This window comes from Streptomyces sp. NPDC001153 (assembly GCF_053598315.1).
In genome coordinates this window covers 102,331-120,467 of record NZ_JBSFJZ010000012.1, presented here as the reverse complement: position 1 = coordinate 120,467, position 18,137 = coordinate 102,331, and the positions used below count along the sequence as shown (strand labels likewise).

Sequence of the window (18,137 nt, the reverse complement as noted above, 5' to 3'; positions counted from 1 at the left end):
GTACGACCGCGGCCCGTCCCCTGGGGATAGGGGGACGGGCCGCGGAGGTGGTGTATCGGTACCGACGGGGGAGGCGTCAGCTGTCGCCGCGCGCCCCGCGACGGCGCATGCCGAGCCAGACCGCGCCACCGCCGACGACGACCAGCGCGCCGGCGATACCGGCGATCAGCGGGGTGTTGGAGTTCGCACCGGTCTCGGCGAGGTTCGAGCTGCCGGCCGCCGGGGACGGCGCGTTGCTCGCCGTGCCCGCCGGGGCGGAGCCGGACGAGGAGGCCGACGGGGTCGGGGTCGCCGACCCGGCCGGGGTGGACGGCGACGGCGACGGCTTCGGCGTCGGGGAGCCCGTCGGCGTCGGGCTGCCGGTCTTGCAGGCGGTGGACGGGGTGCTGAGGTCGGGCGTGATGTCCTCGTCGAGGATGTTGGCCGCCTTGATGTGGACGCGGTAGGTCGCGCTCGGCTTCCAGTCCTCCGCGAAGGTGACCGCGGTGCCGGCGGCCGAGCCCTTGACCTCCTTGTCGCCCACCTTCGTCTCGACGCCACTGCTGTCCTTGAGGAACACGCTGACGTGGGCCGGGGTGCCGAAGGAGTCGTTGTCGGTGACGACGATGACCCCCTTGTCGCCGTCGCACTTGGCTTCGGCCTTGAAGTCACCGATGACGCATGCGGACGCGGAGCTGGACAGGCCCAGCACCACGGCGGCAGAGGCGGCGGAAACACCCAGGATGCGCACGGAACGGCGTGCGCTGCGGCGAGTTATGGACACGTTTGTCCTTTACAGAGTGCACAACTGCGGGGGGCTGAGGGGGTGTTGGGGTGACGGACGAACTGACGCCCCAACACCCCCAAGAGGCTCACAGGTCTATAAGCGCTCCGTAAGCAGTGTCAATGCATATGCCGCCAGGGGGCGTTGGCTTTACCTGCTTATTAACTGCCGCGATGTTTGGTCGGAGTGTCAGCCCTGAACCGCCGCCGGGTCCATCCAGATGACCTCCCAGGTGTGGCCGTCGAGGTCGTCGAAGGCGCGGCCGTACATGAAGCCGAGGTCCTGGGTCCGGCCGCTCGGGGTGGCGCCCGACGCGAGGGCCCTGTCCACGAGTTCGTCCACCTTCTCGCGGCTCTCGGCGCTCAGCGCGACCAGCACCTCGCTGGTCTTCGTGGCGTCGGCGATCTCCTTCTCGGTGAACGTGGCGTAGAACGGCTTGGTGAGCAGCATCGCGACGATGGTGTCGCTGATCACCACGGACGCGGCCTTCTCGTCGCTGAACTGCGGGTTGATCGTGTAGCCGAGCTCCGTGAAGAACTTCTTCGAGGCGTCGAGGTCGTTCACGGGCAGGTTCACGAAGATCATCTGCTGGTACATGAGGTTCTCCCTGGTGGTCCGTACTGGGGTCGGCGTGTTCGGTGGGACAGACCGGGGGCCCCGGGAGAACTCATCGGTCGCCGGAGATCTTTTTTCGGCGGTGCGCTTTCAGCGGTTCACGGGGAGGGCCGCCAGGGTGGCGACGAGCAGGGTCAGCGGGCCGAACAGCGCCATCAGGACCGCCGCGCGCAGGACGGCGGCCGTGCGCAGCATCGAGGCCGGGGCGCCGAGGCGCAGCAGCGCGGCGGTCGTGTCGGCCCGGCACTGGCGGGTCTCCACGGCCGCGGTGAGGAGGGTGGCAACCGTGCAGCCGGTGACGAGCAGCGCGCCGAGGGTGGTCAGGGGCCCGAACGCCGGTGCCGAGCCGGCGTACAGCGTGGTCATGGCGTAGCCGGCGGACGCGACCGCGCAGACGACGCCCAGGGGGCGGCCGATGCGGATGGCCTCCGCCATGAGGACCCGGCCGGCCAGGAGACGCAGGGCGCCCGGGCGGGTGGACTGCAGAAGACGGCCGCACAGGTGGGTGAGGCCGGGGGCGGCCAGCACCAGGCCGGTCGCGGTGAGCAGCCAGCCGAGGAGTACGGCGGCGTTCGCGCGGTCGGCGTAGGACTGGACCGCCAGGCCGGTGGCCAGGAGGGCGATGCCCCAGGGCAGGCCGATGGGGGCGGCGTTCCGGGGGCCGGGGACGACGTCGGCCAGGTCGCCCTCCGGCATCGGGGGCTCGGGATCGGTCTCGCCGTCCGGTTTCGTGAGGGTGCCGCCTTGACCGGGGGCGGGAGCCGCCCCGTCGGTACGACCGCCCGCGGGACGCGGATGGGGCTGCGCGCCGTCGTCGCGTGCCCCCGCGGGCCGGCGACCGGGCTGCGCGCCGTCGTCCCCCTGTCCGTTCTCGCCTTGGTCGTGCTTGTCCTGCCCGTACTCGTCCTGTACGTGCTCGACCCGACCCTGCTCGTCCTGCCCGTGCTCATCCCCTGCGTGACTGTCCCGTGCGTGCCTGCCGCGAGGATCGCCGGCCCCCGGCCGCAACCGCGCCCCGAACCTCCCGTACGCCCCGAACGTCTCCCGCGCCGCCGAGGAGCCGTACGCCCCGAAGCGGCCGTACCTGCGCAGGAGCGGGGTGGCGGGGCGGGGGTCCGTCGGGCGCAGGGCCAGGGCCACCGTGGCCGAGGCGAGGGCCGGGACCACGCCCAGCAGGGTGAGGGTCGCCGGGACGGGCAGGTGCTGACCCGCCGCCAGGAAGTCCGCCGCCGCGCCGTGGAAGGGCACGCCCGTGAGGTCGCCGCGCAGGTGGAGGAAGACCAGCAGGGCCAGCAGCGAGCCCAGCGTGCAGGACAGGGCCGTGGTCAGCGCGGAGATCGCCATCAGACGCGCCGGACCGAGGCCCACGGCGGACAGGCCCGTGCGCGGCCGGGCGCCGGGGTCGGTGCGGGCGACGGCGCTCGCGAAGTACACCGTCGCCGCGAGCGGCACCGCGCACCAGGCCAGCCGCAGCACGGCGGCGTCCGCGGCCTCGGGGTGGTTCAGGGCGTAACCGAAGCAGGACAGCAGGAGGAAGCCGGTGCCCGCCGAGGCCGCGGCCACCAGCAGGCGGCGCAGCTGGACGGCGGGCCGGGCCGCCCGGGTCAGACGGAGAGCGACCACGCGGCGCGGCCTTCCGTCTCGGGGGCGTCGGGCAGGTGCACGGTGCTGACGCGCCGGCCGTCCAGCAGGGCGACGGTGCGGTCGGCGAGGGCGGCGGTGTCGGCGTCGTGCGTGGCGAGGACCACGGTGATGCCGTGCGAGCGGGCGGCCGTGGTCAGGGTGCGCAGCACGTGGGTGCGGTCGGCGCGGTGCAGCGGAGCCGTGGGCTCGTCGGCGAAGAGGACCGTGGGGGCCGGGGCCAGCGCCCGGGCGATGGCCACGCGCTGGCGCTCGGCCTGCTGGAGTTCGTGCGGGCGGGTGCGGGCCCGGTCGCCGACGTCGAGCCGTTCCAGCCACTCCAGCGCCGCGACCTTGGCCCTGCGGCGGCTGGCGCCGCGCAGCATCAGGGGCAGCGCGGCGTTCTCCCAGGCGTTCAGCTCGGGAACCAGGACCGGGGCCGTGTCGATCCAGCCGAAGCGGTCCCGGCGCACCCGCTCCCGGCGCATCGGGCCCAGGGTGTGCAGGGGCGCGCTGTTGAACCACACCTCGCCGCTGCGCACCGGTACCAGGCCGGACAGACAGCGCAGCAGGGTCGTCTTGCCGCTGCCGCGCGGTCCGGTGACGGCGAGGATCTCGCCCTCGCGCACGCCGAGCGAGACCCCGGCGAGCCCGGGGGAGCCGTCGGGGTGCCTGAAGTGCAGGGAGCGTGCCCAGAGCACGTCGTTGTCCGGCGGGGCCTCGGCCTCCATGGGTGCACACCTCGTTCTGATCCGTTTTCCCGTGCCTGTTCCCTCGTCCGGGGGAACGAAGGCTGGGCCGATCGGTCACTGGAACGCTAGGCAGCGGTCACCGGGAGGCCGGACAGCACACGGCCCCGGGCCGCCGTTCTCACTCGAACGGGCGGCACCGGGGCCGGTACACATCAGCTGATCGGACGAATCAGGCTCAGAGCCTGGTCCATGCCTCCGTCAGCGTCGCGCGCAGGATCTGCTCGATCTCGTCGAAGGTCTCCTGGTTGGAGATCAGCGGCGGGGCGAGCTGGACGACCGGGTCGCCGCGGTCGTCGGCACGGCAGTACAGGCCGTTGTCGAACAGCGCCTTGGAGAGGAAGCCGTACAGGACGCGCTCGGTCTCCTCCTCGTTGAAGGACTCCTTGGTGTTCTTGTCCTTCACCAGCTCGATGCCGTAGAAGAAGCCGTTGCCGCGGACGTCGCCGACGATCGGCAGGTCGTGCAGCTTCTGCAGGGTCTGCAGGAAGGCGCCCTCGTTGTCCAGCACGTGCTGGTTCAGGCCCTCGCGCTCGAACAGGTCGAGGTTGGCCAGACCCACCGCGGCGGACACCGGGTGGCCGCCGAAGGTGTAGCCGTGCAGGAAGGTGTTGTCGCCCTTGTAGAACGGCTCGGCGAGCTTGTCGGAGATGATGCAGGCGCCGATCGGGGAGTATCCCGAGGTCATGCCCTTGGCGCAGGTGATCATGTCCGGGACGTAGCCGAACTTGTCACAGGCGAACATCGTGCCGAGGCGGCCGAAGGCGCAGATGACCTCGTCCGACACGAGCAGCACGTCGTACTTGTCGCAGATCTCGCGCACGCGCTGGAAGTACCCGGGCGGCGGCGGGAAGCAGCCGCCGGCGTTCTGCACCGGCTCCAGGAAGACCGCGGCGACGGTGTCCGGGCCCTCGAAGAGGATCTGCTGCTCGATCTGGTCGGCGGCCCAGCGGCCGAAGGCCTCCGGGTCGTCGCCGAAGATCGGGGCGCGGTAGATGTTGGTGTTCGGCACCTTGTGCGCGCCCGGGACGAGCGGCTCGAACGGCGCCTTCAGACCGGGCAGACCCGTGATGGACAGGGCGCCCTGCGGGGTGCCGTGATAGGCGACCGCACGCGAGATGACCTTGTACTTGGTGGGCTTGCCGGTCAGCTTGAAGTACTGCTTGGCGAGCTTCCAGGCGGTTTCCACGGCCTCGCCGCCGCCGGTGGTGAAGAAGACCTTGTTCAGATCGCCCGGGGCGTAGTCGGCGAGGCGCTCGGCCAGCTCGACGGCCTTCGGGTGGGCGTAGGACCACACCGGGAAGAAGGCCAGCTCCTGCGCCTGCTTGAACGCGGTCTCGGCGAGTTCCGTACGGCCGTGACCGGCCTGGACCACGAACAGACCCGCGAGACCGTCGAGGTAGCGCTTGCCCTTGTCGTCGTAGATGTAGGTGCCCTCACCCCGGACGATGGTCGGGACGGGGGACTTCTCGTACGAGGACATGCGGGTGAAGTGCATCCACAGGTGGTCGTACGCGGTGCGGCTGAGGTCCTTGGTGCTCACGGTTATCGGGTCCTCACGGTTATCGGGTTCCCCACATGTAGGTCTGCTTCTTCAGCTTCAGGTAGACGAAGCTTTCGGTGGAGCGCACGCCGGGCAGGGACCGGATGCGTTTGTTGATGACGTCCAGCAGGTGGTCGTCGTCCTCGCAGACGATCTCGGCGAGGATGTCGAACGAGCCCGCGGTCATCACCACGTACTCGACTTCCGACATGCCGGTCAGCGCGTCCGCGATCGACTCGACATCGCCCTCGACGTTGATCCCGACCATCGCCTGCCGGCGGAAGCCCACGGTGAGCGGGTCCGTGACGGCGACGATCTGCATCACGCCCTGGTCCAGGAGCTTCTGCACGCGCTGGCGCACGGCCGCCTCCGACAGGCCGACGGCCTTGCCGATCGCGGCGTACGGCCTGCGGCCGTCCTCCTGGAGCTGCTGGATGATGGCGAGGGAGACGGCATCCAGCTGGGGGGTGCCGCCGTTCCTGGACTCGCGGGTGGAGTCCCTCTGGTCTGCGCTTCGACTGGCCACGACCTCACTGTGCACGAGGTCTCGACAGTTTCGCAAGCCCCGATCGATGAAATCCGTTGTTTGGACCCTGCGGTCGTGCGGATTTCGCAGAAGTCGCGGCTGTGGGGGTGTTGAAAACGTGGGCCCGACGGCTAGGGTGGGTGTCTCAGTGAGTGGACGGAAAGAACCAGATCAGGAGGCCGGCAGTGAGCACCGAGCTGCGTCGTCTGCGCAACTACATCGACGGTGAGTTCCGGGACGCCGCCGACGGACGGACCACCGAGGTGGTCAACCCCGCGACGGGCGAGGCGTACGCGACCGCGCCGCTGTCCGGCGAGGCGGACGTGGACGCCGCGATGGAGGCCGCCGCCCGCGCCTTCCCGGCCTGGCGCGACACCACCCCCGCCGAGCGCCAGAAGGCCCTGCTCAAGATCGCGGACGCGTTCGAGGAGCGCGCCGAGGACCTGATCGCGGCCGAGGTGGAGAACACGGGCAAGCCGATCGGGCTCACCCGCTCCGAGGAGATCCCGCCGATGGTCGACCAGATCCGCTTCTTCGCGGGTGCGGCGCGGATGCTGGAGGGCCGCTCGGCCGGCGAGTACATGGAGGGCATGACCTCGATCATCCGCCGTGAGCCGGTCGGCGTCTGCGCGCAGGTCGCGCCCTGGAACTACCCGATGATGATGGCCGTATGGAAGTTCGCCCCCGCGATCGCGGCCGGCAACACCGTGGTCCTCAAGCCGTCGGACACCACCCCGGCCTCCACCGTCCTGATCGCCGACATCATCGGTTCGATCCTGCCCAAGGGCGTCTTCAACGTCGTCTGCGGCGACCGCGAGACCGGCCGGCTGATGGTCGAGCACGACACCCCGGCGATGGCCTCCATCACCGGCTCGGTCCGGGCCGGCATGTCGGTGGCCGAGTCGGCGTCGAAGGACCTCAAGCGGGTCCACCTGGAGCTGGGCGGCAAGGCCCCGGTCGTCGTCTTCGAGGACACCGACATCGCCAAGGCCGTCGAGGACATCTCCGTCGCGGGCTTCTTCAACGCCGGCCAGGACTGTACGGCCGCCTGCCGCGTCCTCGTCCACGAGTCGATCCACGACGAGTTCGTGGCCGCGCTGGCCAAGGCCGCCGAGGACACCAAGACCGGCCGGCCCGACGACGAGGACGTGCTCTTCGGCCCGCTGAACAACCCCAACCAGCTCAAGCAGGTCGAGGGCTTCATCGAGCGGCTGCCCGCCCACGCGCGCGTGGAGGCCGGCGGCAAGCGCGTCGGCGACAAGGGCTACTTCTTCGCGCCCACGGTCGTCTCCGGCGTCAAGCAGGACGACGAGATCATCCAGAAGGAGGTCTTCGGCCCGGTCATCACCGTCCAGACCTTCTCCGACGAGGACCAGGCCGTCGCGTACGCCAACGGCGTGGAGTACGCCCTCGCCTCCTCGGTGTGGACCAAGGACCACGCCCGCGCGATGCGCATGTCCAAGAAGCTCGACTTCGGCTGCGTGTGGATCAACACCCACATCCCGCTGGTCGCGGAGATGCCGCACGGCGGCTTCAAGAAGTCCGGCTACGGCAAGGACCTGTCGGCGTACGGCTTCGAGGACTACACGCGGATCAAGCACGTCATGACGTCGCTGGGCGAGTAGGCACGGACGACAGCAGTGCGCGGCCCCGGACGGGTTCACGTTCCCGTTCCCGTCCGGGGCCGCGCTGTGTCACTGCGCCGCCACGAACTCCAGTTCCTGCTCAGTGAGTCGCGGCCACCTCACCCAGGTGCCGGCGTGGAACGCGCTCACCACGGTGGCCTTCGGCGACTTCGGCGAAGTGCCCGAGGACCGGCGGACGTTCGCGCACCTCAACGAAGGCGGCAGCCACCGTGGCGTTCCTGCGGGTGAGCGTGGGCCGCTGTCCCGACGATCCGGCGCCCGCCTCCCTCGTCGGCACGCTCGCCATGAAGAGCGAGGAGTCCGCGGCGCTGTGGGCCCACCAGGACGCGGCGGACAAGGGCCCCGGCCAGGTGCTGGTCAGCTGTCTTCCGGCCCTGGAGACGGAGGCGTCCCAGGCCCCGGAACCGATCGGCAGCCGGGGACCGGCGGCCGGTGCGTGAACGGCACTGATCGACAAGGTGTCGGGCAGACCGGGGCTTGCTCGACGCAGCGTCGATTGTGACTCCGACGCGGGGAACGGCATCCTTCCGGGATGCCCCAGACTTCTTCGCGTACGTCGCCGATGTCCCGCCGCTCCCTCCTGCGCGCACTCGGCGGCACCGCCGCGCTCGGCGCCCTGGCCGGCTGCGGGGTGCCCGCCGCCTATGTCGCGCCCGGTGACCGGGCCGTCGCCGACGAGTCCGCGGGCGACAAGAGACTGACCTGGGCGAACTGGCCGTTGTACATCGACACCGATGACAAGAACCCCAACAAGCGGCCCACCGTGGACGCCTTCGAGAAGCGCACCGGGATCTCCGTGGACTACGTCGAGGAGATCAACGACAACGACGAGTTCTTCGGCAAGATCAGCCCCGCGCTGATGAACCATCAGTCGACCGGCCGCGACCTGATCGTCATCAGCGACTGGATGTGCGCCCGGTTCGTCCGGCTCGGCTGGGTCCAGGAGATGGACCGGGCCCACCAGCCGAACGTGGCCAAGCACCTTGACCCGCTGCTGCGTTCGCCCGCCTTCGACAAGGGCCGCAGGTTCACGGTGCCGTGGCAGTCGGGCATCACCGGCATCGCCTACAACCGCAAGAAGCTGGGCCGCGAGATCCGGCACGTCAAGGACCTCTGGGCGAGTGACCTCAAGGGCCGCGTGACCCTCCTGTCCGGCCTGGACGAGTCCTTCGCGCTGCTGATGCAGGGCAACGGCGTGGACATCTCCCGGTGGACGGCGAACGACTTCCACAACGTCTGCGACGTGGTGGAGCGCGAGATCCACCGCGGCCAGATCCGCCGCTTCACCGGCAACGACTACACCAAGGACCTGGTCAGCGGGGACGTCCTCGCCTGCCAGGCCTACTCCGGCGACGTCATCCAGCTCCAGGCCGACAACCCCGACATCCGCTTCGTCGTCCCCGAGGAGGGCGCCGAGCTGTGGTCGGACTCCCTGATGATCCCCAACCGGGCCCGCCACAAGGCCAACGCCGAGCGCCTGATCGACTACTACTACGCCCCCGAGACCGCCGCGGAGCTCGCCGCCTGGGTCAACTACGTCTGCCCGGTGCCCGCCGCTCAGGACGTCCTGGCCTCCTCGAAGGACAAGGACACCGCATCGCTCGCCGACAACCCCCTGATCTTCCCGGACTCCGCCATGCGCAAGCGCCTGGTGATCGCCCGGGACATCACCTCCGCGGAGCGGGTGGACTTCGCGAAGCGGTGGAACAGGATCGTGGGGTTGTAGCCTTCCGATTTCATGATCTGTGACGAGGATTGTTTCGGCCATTTCACCGTCGCGCACCGATGAACCCCCGTTCGCAGCCCGCGGCTTTCGACCTACGGTGCCACAATGATCCCAGTGAACAGTCTCGTTGCAGCGAGGCGCGAAATCCCCGCTCTCCTCGAGGCGGCGGCCCCGGATCCCCTGAGGGAGGCCGACGCCCTGCAAGAAGCCCAGTTGGTCGACTCCCGTGTGTGCCAGCTGACGTCGACGGCTGCACTTCTCTTCGAACTGCGCACCTCGCTGCAATTCGATGCCGGAAACGCGGCACTGCTTGTCGTGCGCGGACTGAGCTCTTTCGGCTGGGAGGCGTCGCCGATCCACGTGCCTGTCGCGGCTCTGACAGTAGTGTCCAGCCTGCCCAACCGTACTGCTGATGCGTTTCGCTTGAGATGCGAGGTCTTTCCTGACGCGCAACTCGTCGTCGCGGGCACACGGGCAGAATTCCATGTCCTGGAAGTGGAGGGGAGCAGTGACGCTCCGCCCGACTACTCCGCCCTGAGCCGGGAGCGCATCGAACGGGAATTGCCCTCGTGGTCCTCCCTGTGCAATCCGATTCAGACGTCGAGCGTGTCATGCTGACCGTGGTGTGTTCGGCCATCCTTGGCCGGGTCAGGAAACCTGCACGGGGCGGAGAGCATGACGATATGGGGGCTGGTCGTCGAGACGACCAGGAGTGCCGGCGACCGTAAGCACATCGAGGCCGACGTGATCGCGCATGTCCGCGGGTCTCGTGCCGACGCGCTCGCGGAGTTGGAGCGGCGGGCTCGCAGCTACTCGCCCGAGCACCCCAGAAGTCCCAGGCGCCGCCGGCTCCTTCGGGTCGGGGACGGGTTTCTGCTCGTCGTCGACGGGGCGTGGCAGTCCTTCGCCACGCGGTTCACGGTGGCGGAGCTGCTGGAGGACTCCGCCGCGCCCGTCGTACCGGAACCGGTGGACGCGCCGAGTGAGCCCGATGCCGAGCCGGAGGAGCAGGCCGACCACGTCGACCAGGTCGAGCGGTACCCGGACGGAGTGCCGGTCAAGCCGGCCTGGCTGGGGCGCGACGACCTTTCCTGACAGGCGGCCGGCGCCGGCCGGCGCCGCCTTGACAGCCGTAGCCACCGGTGGCAGAAGTGGTGGATCATTCCTGAGGCGACGGGGGTCACGATGTCTCAGCGGCGGCCACTGCGGTGGGCCTGGCGCACCGCGATGTCCTTGATGGTCGTGTGGGCGGCGGCAGGATGTTCACCGGCGGCGCCTGTCAGTACCCGCGCGGCCATCGACGTGGACGCGCCGGTAGCCCTGGCCGATCAAGCCGTACACATCACGATCAAGGACCTGGCACCGCACGACCAGGTCGTCGTCGGCTCCTCGGCGACCGACTACCACGGCAAGGTCTGGCGAGCACGGGCAACCTTCACGGCGGACGACCACGGCACCGTCGACCTCACCACGACGCGGCCGCGGTCGGGGACTTACGACCGGGCCGACGGCATGGGGCTGTTCTGGTCGATGAGGCCGCCTTCCGGCGATCCCGATCAGGCGATCTTCCTCCGTCCCTACCCCGAGACCGCTCCCTCGTACACGGTGCGGATCAGTGTCACCGCGCACGGACGCGCGCTGGCGGGCCGGACCCTCACCCGCGCATGGGAGACGCCGGGCGTGCGGAGCAGGGACTTGACCCTGGCCCACGACAAGGTGGCCGGGAAGCTGTTTCTGCCCCCACCGGGCACCCCGCGCCATCCGGCCGTCCTGGCCTTCGGCGGATCGGAGGGCGGAGTCGGTATGCCGTTCGAGGCCGCTCTGCTGGCGTCCCACGGCTACCCGGCACTGGCGCTCGGTTACTTCCGCATGCCGGGCCTGCCCGCGGCCCTGCGCGACATCCCGCTGGAGTACTTCGCGGCGGCCGCCCGTCTGCTGGCGGCCCAGCCCGCCACGGATCCCGCCCACCTCGTCGCGATGGGCTACTCCCGCGGCAGCGAGGCCGCCCTGCTCCTGACCGAGGACTACTCCCGGCTGGTCCATGGAGTGGTCGTGTACTCGCCCTCCTCCCTCGTCGGCCCGGGCTTCCCCGCGGGCGGTGACGCCTGGACCTACCGAGGCCGGCCGATCTCACAGGGCCTGATACCGCTGGACCACCTCAGTGGACCGCTGCTCGCCATCGCCGGTGCCGACGACGCCCTGTGGCCTTCCCCTTCCTTCACCGGACAGATCGCCGCCCAACTGAAGGACGACCACGACCGTCACCCCCACCAGACCCTCATCTACCCAGGGGCAGGGCACGGCGTCGGGACCTTCCCCTACCTTGCCGAGGGCATCAGCTTCGTCAACCCCACCAGTGGTGCGACCACCCCCTTGGGCGGCAGCCGGCCCGCCGACGCCGCGGCGAGAGAGCGGGGCTGGCCCAAGGTTCTCGCGCTCCTCGCCGACGCCCGGCACTGACGACAGTACGCCGCAGGGCGCCGGGCGCCGGATGGCCGACATCCGCTCGTCCCGGCGGTCGCGGCGCGCACGCTCTCGGGCGCCGAAATCGCCCTCGCGCACGAGCGGGCCCGGCGCACCACCGCACCACCACCCGCCGGGTGTTCAAGGGCGGCACCGGCACCGGCACCTGCCTGCGCGCGGTTCCGCAGCACCTTCGGTCCCGGCCCCGGGGGACGCCGAGTGGACGCGTCGAAGGGCTCGACCACCAGGAACATGCCGGGCACCATCACCGGCAGCCGTCGCGGGACGAGCGACAGCCAGAGGCGGGGTGCTTTTGAACGCGTTCAAAAGCAGGCGTACGCTCATGCCATGAGCGACAGAGCCGCCCTGCTCAAGGGCATTCGCGTCTGGCTGGTCTTCTTCGTGGTGTGCCTGGTCCTCAGCGGCGCCACCGCCTTCCCCCTGGTGCACGAACTGCGCTGGACGGAGAGCGCGTTGCGGGCGCTGTCGGTGCGGGAGTACCTGCCGGGGCTCATGGCCTGGATCGCAAGGGTGCGCGACGGCCTCGACTCCGTGGACACCAAGTACCCCTTCGTCCTCTATGGCACCGACTGGCTCGCCTTCGCCCACCTCGTCATCGCGGTCGCCTTCTACGGCCCCTACCGCGACCCGGTGCGCAACATCTGGGTGGTCGAGTTCGGGATGATCGCCTGCGCCGGGATCATCCCGCTCGCCCTGATCTGCGGGCCGATCCGCGGGATCCCCTTCTGGTGGAGCCTGGTCGACATGTCGTTCGGGGTTTTCGGCGTGATCCCGCTGTATGTCGTGCGGAAGAAGATCAAGCGCCTGGAAGCACTGCCCACCTGAAAAACTGTTATCGCTCCGGCCCGCGCTCCGTCTCCAGCACGTCCCGCATCCTCACGCACGGAGCGACCCCCCATGCCCACCCCCGCCCACAAGCGCGCCGCCCATCCCACCACCAAGCCCACCAACAAGCACCGCCTCAGCCGCCGGGGCCTGTTCACCCTCGGTGGCGGGCTCGCGGTGGCCGGAGCCCTCGGCGGTGGGATCGCCGCGTTCTCCGGTGCCGGGGCCGACGCGGCCCAGACCACGGCGGCGAAGAACGCGGCCCAGACCACGGCGGCGAAGAAGCCGACGTTCGCCCACCCCGGCATGCTCCACAACGCCGGCGACCTGCACCGGGCCAAGGTGCGGGTCGCCGCGGGCCGGGACCCCTGGCTGGCCGGCTGGCAGCGGCTCACCGCCAACCCGCACTCGCAGAGCACCTGGCAGGCCCGCGCGCAGGCCACCGTCGTGCGGGGAGCGGGTTCCGGGCCGAACTACCGCACCCTCTACAACGACATCCACGCCGCCTACCAGAACGCCCTGCGCTGGCGGATCGGCGGCACGAAGGCCAACGGCGACACCGCCGTCGCCATCCTCAACGCCTGGTCGGCCACTCTCACCACGCTCACCGGCAACGCCGACCGCTTCCTCGCCGCCGGTCTCTACGGCTACCAGTTCGCCGACGCCGCCGAACTCGTCCGCGACCACCCCGGCTTCCGCTTCGCCCGCTTCAAGAAGATGCTGCACACGGTGTTCCACCCGATGAACACCGACTTCCTCACCCGCCACAACGGCGCCGTCATCTCCAACTACTGGGCCAACTGGGACCTGTGCAACCTCGCCTCGGTGATGGCGATCGGCATCCTGCTCGACGACCACGCGACGTTCCGCAGCGCCGTGAGCTACCTCGAGCACGGCGCGGGCAACGGGGCGATCAAGAACGCCGTTCCCTTCCGCTACGACGCCCAGGGCCTCGCCCAGTGGCAGGAGAGCGGCCGGGACCAGGGCCACACCCAGATGGGCATCGGACTCATGGGCGCGATCTGCGAGATGGCCTGGAACCAGGGCGTCGACCTCTACGGCTACGACGACAACCGCTTCCTGCAGGCCGCCGAGTGCGTGGCCCGCTACAACCTCGGCGACGACGTGCCGTTCACCGCCTACGGCTGGCGGTCCGGCACCGGACACGGCCAGTGGCGGCAGCAGACCGTGATCTCCGCCACGGCCCGCGGCGAGATCCGCCCGGTCTGGGAGATTCTGCACAACCACTACGCACGCCGCCGCAGGCTCTCCACGCCGTACGTCACGGCGATGGCCGAGAAGGTGCGCGCGGAGGGCGGGGGCGGCGACTACGGGCCGAACAGCGGCGGCTACGACCAGCTCGGCTTCGGGACGCTGCTCTACAGCAAGTGACGTCTACGCAATTGACACACGTCGTAGCACGCGTCGTGGCACACGTACAGGAGACCGGATCGGTGGACGGGCGGCAGTGGCGCGGCACCATCGTGGCCGCGCAGGCCGGTGACCGGCAGGCGCTGGACGAGCTGGTCGCGGGCCGGCTGCCGCTCGTCTACAACATCGTCGGCCGCGCGCTGAACGGCCACGCGGACGTCGACGACGTCGTCCAGGAGACCATGCTGCGCGCCGTGGGCAACCTCGGCTCGCTGCGCGACCCGGACAGCTTCCGGTCCTGGCTCGTGGCGATCGCCATGCGGCAGGTCCGGGAGCGGGCGCGCCGCCCGTCCGCGCCCATGGACGACGCTCTCGGCACCGACCCCGCCGTCACCGGCATGGGCAACCCGGCCGTCGGCTACGCCGTCCCGCCGGCCGGCACCCAGCAGATGTGGCAGAACGAGTACTTCCACCTCGACGGCAGCGTCACCCTCACCCAGAAGGAACGCGGCGCCGACTACGGCCTCAGCGTCTTCCCGACCACCTGGGCCGCGGCCGAGAAGGACATCACCACCGGCCCCGCGCAGGGGGCCAGGCGCTACGGCCTGGTCCGCGACACCGGACGCGATGACACCCCGGTCCCGCAGTACCTCACCGGCGCCACCCCGGCCGACCCGGCGACGGTCCCTCAGCGGTCCCGGGTGTAGCGCTCCCGCGGGGCCATGTCAGCGGAGCGCGCCGTTGCGCAGGGTGTGCAGGACGTCGACCCGGTTCGTGGTGATCGAGTCGACGCCCAGGGCCAGCAGGCGGCCCATCGAGCGGCGGGTGTCCGGGGTCCAGACGGACAGCAGGTAACCGTCGTGGTGGACGCGGGCCGCCAGCTCCCGGCTCACCAGGGAGAAGCGGTAGTTGAGCCAGCGCGGGCGGACCACGTCCAGCAGCGCGGGCCGGGGCGGGGCGAGGCTCGTCCAGGTCAGCGCGATCTCGGCGGCCGGGTCGGCGGCGCGGACGGCGAGCATCGCCTCGGCGCCCGCGCAGTAGTAGACGCGCTCCTGGGCCCCGCTCTGCCGGACCACGTCCATGACCCGGTCCACCATCCGCCGCTCGACCCGCCCGCACAGGTCCACCATCACCCGGCTGTCGCCGGTCGCGGCCAGCGTGTCCGCCAGTGTCGGCACACGGCCCGCCGTGAGCCCGCGCAGCTCCTCGGCGGACAGCGCGCCGAGCGGGCGGCCGATTTCCCACAGCCGCTGCAGCGTGTCGTCGTGCAGCAGCACGGGGACGCCGTCGCGGGTGAGCCGTACGTCGATCTCGACCGCGTCCGCGCCCCGGCCGAGCGCGGAACGCAGCGAGTCGATGGTGTTCTCACGGACACGGTAGGGGTCGCCGCGATGGGCCACGGCGGTCACGGTCTGCATGCCCCCCATTGTGGGGGTGCCCCCTTGTGGGCCGCGTCAGGAGGCGAGCCAGGTACGGGTGTACGTGTCGATCTCCGCCGCGATCCGGGCCTTGCCGTCGGCGTCCAGGAAGGAGGCCTCCACGGCGTTCTTCGCGAGACCGGCGAGGCCCCGCTCGTCCAGGTCGAGCAGCCGGGCGGCCACCGCGTACTCGTTGTTGAGGTCGGTGCCGAACATCGGCGGGTCGTCGGAGTTGATCGTGACCAGCACCCCGGCCCGCGCGAACTCCTTGATCGGGTGCTCGTCCAGGGTGCGGACCGCGCGGGTGGCGATGTTCGAGGTCGGGCACACCTCCAGCGGGATGCGCCGCTCGGCGAGGTGGGCGAGCAGCTTCGGGTCCTGCGCGGAGCTGGTGCCGTGCCCGATCCGCTCGGCGCGCAGATGGGTCAGCGCGTCCCACACCGTCTCCGGGCCGGTGGTCTCCCCGGCGTGCGGGACCGAGCGCAGGCCCGCGGCGATGGCCCGGTCGAAGTACGGCTTGAACTGCGGCCGGGGCACGCCGATCTCGGGGCCGCCGAGCCCGAACGACACCAGGCCCTCCGGGCGGATCCGGTCGTCGGTGGCGAGCCGGGCCGTCTCCTCGGCGGACTCCAGGCCGGCCTCACCCGGGATGTCGAAGCACCAGCGCAGTACGGTCCCGAACTCGGCCTCGGCCGCCTTGCGGGCGTCCTCGATCGCCGCCATGAAGCCCAGCTCGTCGATGCCGCGCCGGGTGGAGGAGAAGGGGGTGATGGTCAGCTCGGCGTAGCGCACCTGCTGCCGGGCCAGGTCGCGGGCGACCTCGTAGGTCAGCAGCCGGACGTCCTCCGGGGTGCGGATGAGATCGACGACCGACAGATACACGTCGATGAAGTGCGCGAAGTCGGTGAACGTGAAGTAGTCGGCGAGGGCCTCGGGGTCCGTCGGCACCTTGGAGTCGGGGTGGCGGGCGGCCAGCTCGGAGACGATGCGCGGGGAGGCGGAGCCGACGTGGTGGACGTGCAGTTCGGCCTTGGGCAGCCCGGCGATGAAGGTCCGCAGATCGCGGTCGGCCGTGCCGGCGGCGGGTACGGAGCTGTCGGTCATGGGGTCCTCCCCGGGAAGGGCGCCCGCGCGGCGGGGCCGGTGGTGCCGGGTCCCGGGTGCGGGCGCGGTGATCGGCTGATCGGTTGCGCGGGATCATCGTAGGCCCCGGCCCGCGCCGTTCCGGCCTGCCCGTAGCATGGCGGGACGTCCAGCAGAGGGGTCCTTCACCATGTCCGACGAGGTGCCGCAGTCCACGCCGCAGCAGCATCAGCCTGCCGGCGAGGGACCGACGGGCCCCCGGCTGTCTCTGGACAAACGAACGGACGACGACCGTGCACCTCGGCGGGCTGCGGGGCAGAGTGCTGCTTCGGGTACGGGGCAGGGTGCCGTTTCGGGGCCGGTGTGGGACGCCCCCTCCGCTCCGGCCGAGGGCGCGATACCCGAGTCGCGCCCGGAGTCCGCTCCTGGTGACGGCTCCGTCCACTACCAGCAGACGCTGACCTCGCTGCCCTCGTCGCCGGACCAGCCCGCCGACGCCGTGCCGAGGGCCTGGGCTCCGCCGACCGCCGCTGCCGTACGCCCACCGGCGAACCCGTTCGCGCCCCCGGCGGCCACGCCACCGGCGAACCCGTACGCCCCGCCGGCCGCCCCCGCGTACCCCTACGCCCCGCCCGCCGCGCAGCACACGGGACCGGAACCCGTGCCCCCGCCGCCCATCGCCCCCGACGGCCCGGGCCAGGTGCCGTACGGCTACCCCGGCATGCCGTCCGCCTACGGCTACCCCGGCCGGCCCCAGCAGCCGTACCCCGGCCCCTACGGCTGGCCCGGCATGCAGCCGCTGCCGAGCAACGGCATGGGCACGGCCTCGCTGGTGCTGGGCATCCTGGCGTCGATCTGCTTCCTGCTCTGGCCGGTGGCCCTGATCCTGGGCGTGCTGGCCATCGTCTTCGGTGCGCTCGGCCGCGGGAAGGCCGGCCGGGGCGAGGCCACCAATCCCGGCATGGCCCTGGCCGGACTCATCTGCGGTGCGTCCGGCATTGTCCTGGCCCTGGGCTTCATCGCCTTCGTGATCGCGTTCCACACCTGAGACACCGGTCAGCGGGGCCCACTCGCGGGGCGCGGGGCGGTGTCGATACGCGGCTCCGCCGCGTGGGCGCGATCGACCACGGCCGCACCGGCACCCGGCAACGCTCCGCGCCCCCCGGCGGCGTCAGTCCGCTCTCAGCCGCTCCCGTGCCTCCATCAGCGCGAAGCCCAGAAGGTTGGGCCCCTTCCACCGCTCCGGATCCGACGCCCCCTCGTCGTCCGCCGCCAACCCGATCCCCCACACCCGGTCCACGGGACTCGCCTCCACCAGCACCCGGTCACCCGTGTCCAGCAGAAAGTCCCGGAGCGCACCGTCGGCCGCGAACTTGTGCACGCTCCCTTCGACCACGATCCGGAACCGCTCCCGCTCCCATATCGCCTCGTCGAAACCGCGGACCAGCCGGCCGGCCTTCTTGGCCTGGGAGGGATGGCCGGAGGCCAGCACCCTGCGCTCGGCCTCCGCGTCCCCGAACAGCCGTGCCTTGCCGGCCATCATCCAGTGCTCGGCCGTCGCGTACTCCACTCCGTCCACCGTGAACGGCGACGGCCACCACTGGCTCAGACAGCTCGCGCCGATCCTGCCGTCCGGCCTCGGCCGGTGCCCCCAGAAGTGGAGGTACTTGATCCGGCTGCCCGCCCGGATCTCCCTGATCAGGGCTTCCACCCCGTCGATCTTCCCCATGCACGCGAGTCTGGCACGCACCACTGACACTCCGTCCGC

General features: G+C 70.9%; 17 protein-coding genes and 2 pseudogenes. 10 read left to right on the top strand and 9 right to left on the bottom strand.

Features of this window, described 5'->3' with window-relative positions; translation table 11 throughout:
- Window positions 1-76 precede the first annotated feature (76 nt).
- The 6 genes from ACWDEN_RS15980 to ACWDEN_RS15955 all read right to left on the bottom strand — a co-directional run bounded on the left by ACWDEN_RS15980 (window position 77) and on the right by ACWDEN_RS15955 (window position 5,831).
- Entirely contained in the window at window positions 77-763 is a 687-nt protein-coding gene (locus ACWDEN_RS15980) for an LAETG motif-containing sortase-dependent surface protein (protein WP_351604668.1), read from the bottom strand.
- 189 nt (window positions 764-952) lie between these two features.
- Window positions 953-1,360, bottom strand: coding sequence for a VOC family protein (locus ACWDEN_RS15975; protein WP_351604670.1), 408 nt, complete (start codon window positions 1,358-1,360; stop codon window positions 953-955).
- A gap of 108 nt (window positions 1,361-1,468) precedes the next feature.
- Complete coding sequence (locus ACWDEN_RS15970; protein WP_450859461.1) at window positions 1,469-3,001, bottom strand: hypothetical protein; 1,533 nt, start codon at window positions 2,999-3,001, stop codon at window positions 1,469-1,471.
- Window positions 2,983-3,729 (bottom strand): ABC transporter ATP-binding protein, encoded by a 747-nt coding sequence (locus ACWDEN_RS15965; RefSeq protein ID WP_351604673.1) that lies wholly within the window; start codon window positions 3,727-3,729, stop codon window positions 2,983-2,985. The genes ACWDEN_RS15970 and ACWDEN_RS15965 overlap by 19 nt, the downstream gene beginning before the upstream one ends.
- A 196-nt stretch (window positions 3,730-3,925) precedes the next feature.
- Complete coding sequence (locus tag ACWDEN_RS15960) at window positions 3,926-5,290, bottom strand: aspartate aminotransferase family protein (protein ID WP_351604675.1); 1,365 nt, start codon at window positions 5,288-5,290, stop codon at window positions 3,926-3,928.
- A gap of 19 nt (window positions 5,291-5,309) precedes the next feature.
- Window positions 5,310-5,831 (bottom strand): Lrp/AsnC family transcriptional regulator, encoded by a 522-nt coding sequence (locus tag ACWDEN_RS15955; RefSeq protein WP_351604677.1) that lies wholly within the window; start codon window positions 5,829-5,831, stop codon window positions 5,310-5,312.
- Window positions 5,832-6,001: 170 nt separating this feature from the next.
- Between ACWDEN_RS15955 and ACWDEN_RS15950 the strand changes: the two genes are divergently transcribed.
- The 9 genes and pseudogenes from ACWDEN_RS15950 (at window position 6,002) to ACWDEN_RS15910 (ending at window position 14,575) form a co-directional block, all read left to right on the top strand.
- Window positions 6,002-7,441, top strand: a complete 1,440-nt coding sequence (locus ACWDEN_RS15950; protein ID WP_351604679.1) for a gamma-aminobutyraldehyde dehydrogenase — start codon at window positions 6,002-6,004, stop codon at window positions 7,439-7,441.
- Between the two features lie 224 nt (window positions 7,442-7,665).
- A pseudogene (locus ACWDEN_RS15945) lies at window positions 7,666-7,902 on the top strand (MmyB family transcriptional regulator); the annotation flags it as partial.
- Window positions 7,903-7,994: 92 nt separating this feature from the next.
- Complete coding sequence (locus ACWDEN_RS15940) at window positions 7,995-9,188, top strand: extracellular solute-binding protein (protein ID WP_450859460.1); 1,194 nt, start codon at window positions 7,995-7,997, stop codon at window positions 9,186-9,188.
- A gap of 114 nt (window positions 9,189-9,302) precedes the next feature.
- Window positions 9,303-9,806, top strand: coding sequence for a hypothetical protein (locus tag ACWDEN_RS15935; RefSeq protein ID WP_450859459.1), 504 nt, complete (start codon window positions 9,303-9,305; stop codon window positions 9,804-9,806).
- Window positions 9,807-9,863: 57 nt separating this feature from the next.
- Window positions 9,864-10,283 carry a hypothetical protein gene (locus ACWDEN_RS15930; protein WP_450859458.1) on the top strand — a complete coding sequence of 140 codons (420 nt, stop codon included), beginning with the start codon at window positions 9,864-9,866 and terminating at the stop codon, window positions 10,281-10,283.
- A gap of 207 nt (window positions 10,284-10,490) precedes the next feature.
- Window positions 10,491-11,648, top strand: a complete 1,158-nt coding sequence (locus tag ACWDEN_RS15925; RefSeq protein ID WP_450859457.1) for an acyl-CoA thioesterase/BAAT N-terminal domain-containing protein — start codon at window positions 10,491-10,493, stop codon at window positions 11,646-11,648.
- 351 nt (window positions 11,649-11,999) lie between these two features.
- A complete protein-coding gene (locus ACWDEN_RS15920) occupies window positions 12,000-12,497 on the top strand; it encodes a hypothetical protein (RefSeq protein ID WP_450859456.1) in 498 nt (165 codons plus the stop codon).
- A 72-nt stretch (window positions 12,498-12,569) separates the two neighbouring features.
- Entirely contained in the window at window positions 12,570-13,889 is a 1,320-nt protein-coding gene (locus ACWDEN_RS15915) for an alginate lyase family protein (protein ID WP_450859455.1), read from the top strand.
- A 62-nt stretch (window positions 13,890-13,951) separates the two neighbouring features.
- On the top strand, window positions 13,952-14,575 hold the full coding sequence (locus ACWDEN_RS15910; protein WP_450859496.1) for an RNA polymerase sigma factor: 624 nt from the start codon (window positions 13,952-13,954) through the stop codon (window positions 14,573-14,575).
- An 18-nt stretch (window positions 14,576-14,593) separates the two neighbouring features.
- Here ACWDEN_RS15910 and ACWDEN_RS15905 read toward each other — a convergent pair whose 3' ends face one another.
- Both ACWDEN_RS15905 and ACWDEN_RS15900 read right to left on the bottom strand, forming a co-directional pair.
- Window positions 14,594-15,286, bottom strand: a complete 693-nt coding sequence (locus ACWDEN_RS15905; RefSeq protein WP_351604693.1) for a glycerophosphodiester phosphodiesterase — start codon at window positions 15,284-15,286, stop codon at window positions 14,594-14,596.
- Window positions 15,287-15,322: 36 nt separating this feature from the next.
- Window positions 15,323-16,542, bottom strand: a pseudogene (locus ACWDEN_RS15900) (adenosine deaminase).
- Window positions 16,543-16,730: 188 nt separating this feature from the next.
- Here ACWDEN_RS15900 and ACWDEN_RS15895 point away from each other — a divergent pair.
- The gene (locus tag ACWDEN_RS15895) at window positions 16,731-17,417 is read left to right on the top strand and encodes a DUF4190 domain-containing protein (protein WP_450859454.1); all 687 of its coding nucleotides are present in this window, start codon (window positions 16,731-16,733) and stop codon (window positions 17,415-17,417) included.
- Between the two features lie 123 nt (window positions 17,418-17,540).
- Here the strand turns inward: ACWDEN_RS15895 and ACWDEN_RS15890 are convergent, their stop codons facing one another.
- Window positions 17,541-18,098: an NADAR family protein gene (locus ACWDEN_RS15890; RefSeq protein WP_351604699.1), complete on the bottom strand. Its 558-nt coding sequence runs from the start codon at window positions 18,096-18,098 to the stop codon at window positions 17,541-17,543.
- Window positions 18,099-18,137 lie beyond the last annotated feature (39 nt).

Bases quoted from the DNA above. Each gene is read 5' to 3' on its own strand.
- ACWDEN_RS15890 (WP_351604699.1), bottom strand. From the start codon at position 18,098: ATGGGGAAGATCGACGGGGTGGAAGCCCTGATCAGGGAGATCCGGGCG.
- ACWDEN_RS15930 (WP_450859458.1), top strand. From the start codon at position 9,864: ATGACGATATGGGGGCTGGTCGTCGAGACGACCAGGAGTGCCGGCGAC.
- ACWDEN_RS15915 (WP_450859455.1), top strand. From the start codon at position 12,570: ATGCCCACCCCCGCCCACAAGCGCGCCGCCCATCCCACCACCAAGCCC.
- ACWDEN_RS15965 (WP_351604673.1), bottom strand. From the start codon at position 3,729: ATGGAGGCCGAGGCCCCGCCGGACAACGACGTGCTCTGGGCACGCTCC.
- ACWDEN_RS15920 (WP_450859456.1), top strand. From the start codon at position 12,000: ATGAGCGACAGAGCCGCCCTGCTCAAGGGCATTCGCGTCTGGCTGGTC.
- ACWDEN_RS15975 (WP_351604670.1), bottom strand. From the start codon at position 1,360: ATGTACCAGCAGATGATCTTCGTGAACCTGCCCGTGAACGACCTCGAC.
- ACWDEN_RS15905 (WP_351604693.1), bottom strand. From the start codon at position 15,286: ATGCAGACCGTGACCGCCGTGGCCCATCGCGGCGACCCCTACCGTGTC.
- ACWDEN_RS15940 (WP_450859460.1), top strand. From the start codon at position 7,995: ATGCCCCAGACTTCTTCGCGTACGTCGCCGATGTCCCGCCGCTCCCTC.